Source organism: Thermococcus sp., from assembly GCF_015523185.1.
Taxonomy (GTDB): domain Archaea; phylum Methanobacteriota_B; class Thermococci; order Thermococcales; family Thermococcaceae; genus Thermococcus.
In genome coordinates this window covers 1-3,803 of the sequence record NZ_WAKV01000003.1, presented here as the reverse complement: position 1 = coordinate 3,803, position 3,803 = coordinate 1, and the positions used below count along the sequence as shown (strand labels likewise).

6 protein-coding genes and 1 pseudogene are annotated in these 3,803 nt (G+C 51.7%); 4 read left to right on the top strand and 3 right to left on the bottom strand.

The features are described 5' to 3' along the window. A pseudogene (locus F7B33_RS00105) lies at positions 1-122 on the bottom strand (hydrogenase); the annotation flags it as partial. A 218-nt stretch (positions 123-340) separates the two neighbouring features. Here F7B33_RS00105 and F7B33_RS10175 point away from each other — a divergent pair. From F7B33_RS10175 to F7B33_RS00085, 4 genes are all read left to right on the top strand, one after another. Beyond that, on the top strand, positions 341-838 hold the full coding sequence (locus F7B33_RS10175; protein WP_297062444.1) for a PQQ-binding-like beta-propeller repeat protein: 498 nt from the start codon (positions 341-343) through the stop codon (positions 836-838). Further along, complete coding sequence (locus F7B33_RS00095) at positions 835-1,461, top strand: hypothetical protein (RefSeq protein WP_366927506.1); 627 nt, start codon at positions 835-837, stop codon at positions 1,459-1,461. The genes F7B33_RS10175 and F7B33_RS00095 overlap by 4 nt, the downstream gene beginning before the upstream one ends. Continuing rightward, positions 1,446-2,255: an ABC transporter ATP-binding protein gene (locus F7B33_RS00090; RefSeq protein WP_297072417.1), complete on the top strand. Its 810-nt coding sequence runs from the start codon at positions 1,446-1,448 to the stop codon at positions 2,253-2,255. The genes F7B33_RS00095 and F7B33_RS00090 overlap by 16 nt, the downstream gene beginning before the upstream one ends. Before the next feature lie 97 nt (positions 2,256-2,352). Next, on the top strand, positions 2,353-3,072 hold the full coding sequence (locus F7B33_RS00085) for an ABC transporter permease (protein ID WP_297062405.1): 720 nt from the start codon (positions 2,353-2,355) through the stop codon (positions 3,070-3,072). Here the strand turns inward: F7B33_RS00085 and F7B33_RS00080 are convergent. Both F7B33_RS00080 and F7B33_RS00075 read right to left on the bottom strand, forming a co-directional pair. After that, on the bottom strand, positions 3,050-3,220 hold the full coding sequence (locus F7B33_RS00080; protein WP_297062404.1) for a hypothetical protein: 171 nt from the start codon (positions 3,218-3,220) through the stop codon (positions 3,050-3,052). The genes F7B33_RS00085 and F7B33_RS00080 overlap by 23 nt on opposite strands. 39 nt (positions 3,221-3,259) lie before the next feature. After that, on the bottom strand, positions 3,260-3,803 hold a 544-nt coding region (locus F7B33_RS00075), incomplete at its 5' end, for an ABC transporter substrate-binding protein (RefSeq protein WP_297072414.1).

The window sequence follows — 3,803 nt, the reverse complement described above, 5'->3', positions numbered from 1 at the left end:
TCGACCTCCCTGAAGTCGTAGAACTTTTCTGAAATCCTTACCGGGGCATAGAGCTTGCCCCACTCCTTGAGCCTCTCAAGGAACTCGTAGGTGTGTTCTTTCGGCAACTTAACGTATCTCAACCCAATCACCTCCGATGAACATAAACATACACACGACCATTTTTGTTCCTCAGTATGAACTCTGCCAGAGCCTAAAAAAGCGTTTTTAAACCCGAAAATTGTAAACCAAAGGTTAACATCGTTTGTTTAGCCTAACGAGAGAAGAAAACAAAAGTGCTTTAGCACTATACACTGGAAAGCTTTTTATTAGGTGGCCCAAACGAATGCCAGTGTTTGAGATGAAAAGCCAAACGTTCGTTGCAATCGCACTCATCCTGTTACTCCTACCATACGCCTCCGCTCTTGAGCCCTCCCATCTCTGGAGCTACTCAGACACATGCGCCGTCTTCTCGATGGCCTTAAACGAGAACGGAACGATTGGGCTGGCCTTCGGCTACTACGCTGAACTGCTTAGTCCCAACGGAAAGCTCCTCTGGAAGGTCCCAACGAGGGGAATAGCCTATTCCTCAGCTCTCTCCGACGACGATATTTTACTCATCGGTACCGAGGGCAGATGGGTTCAGGCCTTTAAAGATGGCAAAGTCCTGTGGGAGATGAACCTGCGAGAGGCTGTAGTCAGCGTTTCGATGTCGCCGTTGCGGGCGATGCTTCGGGCCGGGTTTACCTCTTCCGGAACGGTAAACTTGCCTGGGAAAAGCGCTTGGGAAACTACACATGGAGCGTTCTCCTGTGGGGGAATAAGGTTCTCGTTGGCTCTGACTCGGGGCTGTGGGTGATATCATCTTCCGGACAACCCCTGTGGAGAACCAATCTCGGCCCGGTTAGGAAAGTCCTGGTGGTTCAAAATGAGATTGTGGCCCTCTTGGTTCCGCAGTCAGAGTTGTGGAGTGAGCTTGTAGCGTTTGATGAAAACGGGAAGGTCCTCTGGAAGAAAAAGTTCAGTGGTTATGCCAGGGCCGTTGATACCGATGGGAAGGGCATCGCGGTTGCCGGGAACTTCGGGAACGTTACCCTTTTTGCCCTCGATGGAAGAGCTATCTACTCAGTCCCCCTAATCGGCTACGCCTACGACGTTGGAACTAGGGATAATTACACCCTCGTAAGCTACGGGAAAACGGCCGAGCTTGTAGCGCCCAACGGGACAGTTGTGTGGTTCCAGCGCTTCAACGGGACCGCTTACCACGTCGCCTTTTCGCCCAAGGGCTACTTCCTGACGGAATACGGCTCCCATGATGTTCAAAACTGCTACAGCGTCATTGAGGCATGGTCCCTCGGCGAGGCCCAACCTACCGTTACCCCAACAGAGAAAACCGAGGAGATTGGCTTTAACCCCTACGTTGGTCTTTCCCTGCTCCTGACTATCTTGCTGTTGGGGGTTCTGCTATGGCGGAAGCGATAATAGCTAAGAACCTCGTCAAGCGCTACGGTGACTTCGAGGCAGTAAGGGGTGTCAGCTTTAGTGTGAAGAAAGGTGAAGCCTTTGCCCTGCTGGGCCCCAACGGTGCCGGAAAGACGACCACTGTGAGAATGTTAACGACCTTAACCTCAATTACCTCCGGGGAGGCCTATATCAGCGGCTTCGACGTCAAAAGGGAGAGGCTCGCGGTTAGGAGGTCAATAGGCCTTGTTCCGGACGTTTCGAACCTCTACGATGAGCTCACCGTGAGGGACAACCTGAGGTTCATGGCGAAGCTCTACGATGCCCCCATTGAGAGGGTCGAGGAGCTAATAAGGGAGTTTGAACTTCCAGCCAATAGGAAGTTTGGAAAATTGAGCACGGGCTTTAAGCGGAGAGTGACGATAGCCTCCGCCCTGATTCACGAGCCTGAAGTCCTCTTCCTCGATGAGCCGACCAACGGGCTGGACGTTCACTCCGCCAAGGCCGTCAGGGCTCTCATTAGGGTTCTGAATAAAAAGGGCATGACTGTCTTTATAACAACTCACAATATGGTTGAAGCTGGGACGATTCCGCAGAGGATAGCGATAATGAGGGAGGGAAGGATAGTAGCCGAAGGCAAGAGGAGCGAACTCGCAAAGTTAATTGGAAAGAAGGTCGTGGTAAAGCTCTCGGTTGAGCCTTTGACGTCTTCCCTCCTGAGGGCCCTGGAAGAGTACAACGTTTCCTTTGATGAGGGAGGCTCATTCTGGAGGTTGAAAACGTTGATGAATTCCTCGAAAGGCTGTACTCCTTAAAGGCCGAGCTTGGCTTCAGGATTGAGAGCCTCTGCACAGAGGTTCCGAGCGTTGAGGACGTTTTCGTTGAGCTGACCAAGGGTTGTCCCTGCGGGGGGTGTCCGCTTTGAAGGTTCTCGCTATAGCTGAAAAGGAGCTTAAGGAATACGTTCTAAAACCCGGTTCGATAAGCTGGGGCATCGTTTTTCCGCTGGTTTTCACCTTGGCTTTTGCAGTTCGCTTCGGCGACGTTGATCACCTTGCCCCTGGTTTAGTTTCAATTTCCGTCCTCTTCGGGACGACTTCCTTCGTCTCTTCCTCGATAATCTTTGAGAGAAGACTCAGAACCTTTGAGAGACTCCTGGTTGCCCCTGTGAGTTATCTTGAAATCGTTCTGGCCAAGGTTCTCACCGGTTCAATATTCGGACTCTTCGTCGGTTTCGTTAGCCTTCTCTTCCTGAGGGCCTTCATGGTCTATCCAATATGGAACCTCCCTCTCTTCGTGCTCTTTCTCGTTCTGTCGGCTTTTGCCTTCTCAGCTTTAGGCCTCTACGTTTCCCTCGTCGTTGAGAACCCGATAAACGCGATGACGTGGCTCAACTTGATTAGGCTCCCCATGATGTTCACGAGCGGTGCTATAGTTTCCCTCCTCCTGTTTCCGAAGTGGTTCCTCGCCGTTGGCCTCGTAACTCCGATGACGTACTCCGTTGACGGCCTTCGCTTCGCCATGCTCCACTACTACGACGTCGTCAATCCGGTTTATGCCCTCCTCGTCCTGCTCCTGCTCTCGATGGTCTTCATTTACCTCTCAATCGTCAGGGTTGAGCGCCTTTACTGAACCTCAGGGCGAAGAACAGGATGACCATGAAAACCGTTATGTACTCACTCCAGACGAAGGGGACGATACCAACAACGCCGAGGGTGAAGATTATCGCCAGGATTATCACAATCACGAGCAGAACCCTGTAAACGGTCTTCTTTTCCATAACATCACCGGGAAAAAGAGGAGAAAAGAAGCTTAAAAATCAGCCGGTCGCGTTGGCGGAAGTATTGGCAGAGCAGACGAGGGGCTGGGGCTGGTACTTGAAGAGGTTCGGATGGAGCAGTTCGGCCATCTCGCGGATTGCCAGCACAATCCTTGGGCTCGGCCTCTGGAAGACGTTGGGGTCGCTGACGGTGTAAACCTTTCCGTCCTTCGCGGCCTTGATTGTTGAGAGCGGGCCTGAGCAGAATATCTTCGGGTCAACGTAAGCTGAGGCTATGATAACCACGTCCGGGTTCCTTGCTACGATTTCCTCTTCACTGACCGCTTTCCAGCCGGTAACGTCCTCAAAGGCATTCTTACCCCCCGCAATTTTGATTATACTGTCCGCGAAGGTGTCTTTTCCGGCTATCCAGTAGCCGTTATACGTGCTAACGAGATACATAACACTCGGCCTGCTCTGGTTGGAGACAAGGCCCTCAATGTAGCTTATCTGTGCCTTCATCTCGGCTATTACCATCGAAGCCTGTTCTTCCCTGTTGAGGACCTTTCCGATTAACTCAATTTGTTTGTATATTCCCTCGATG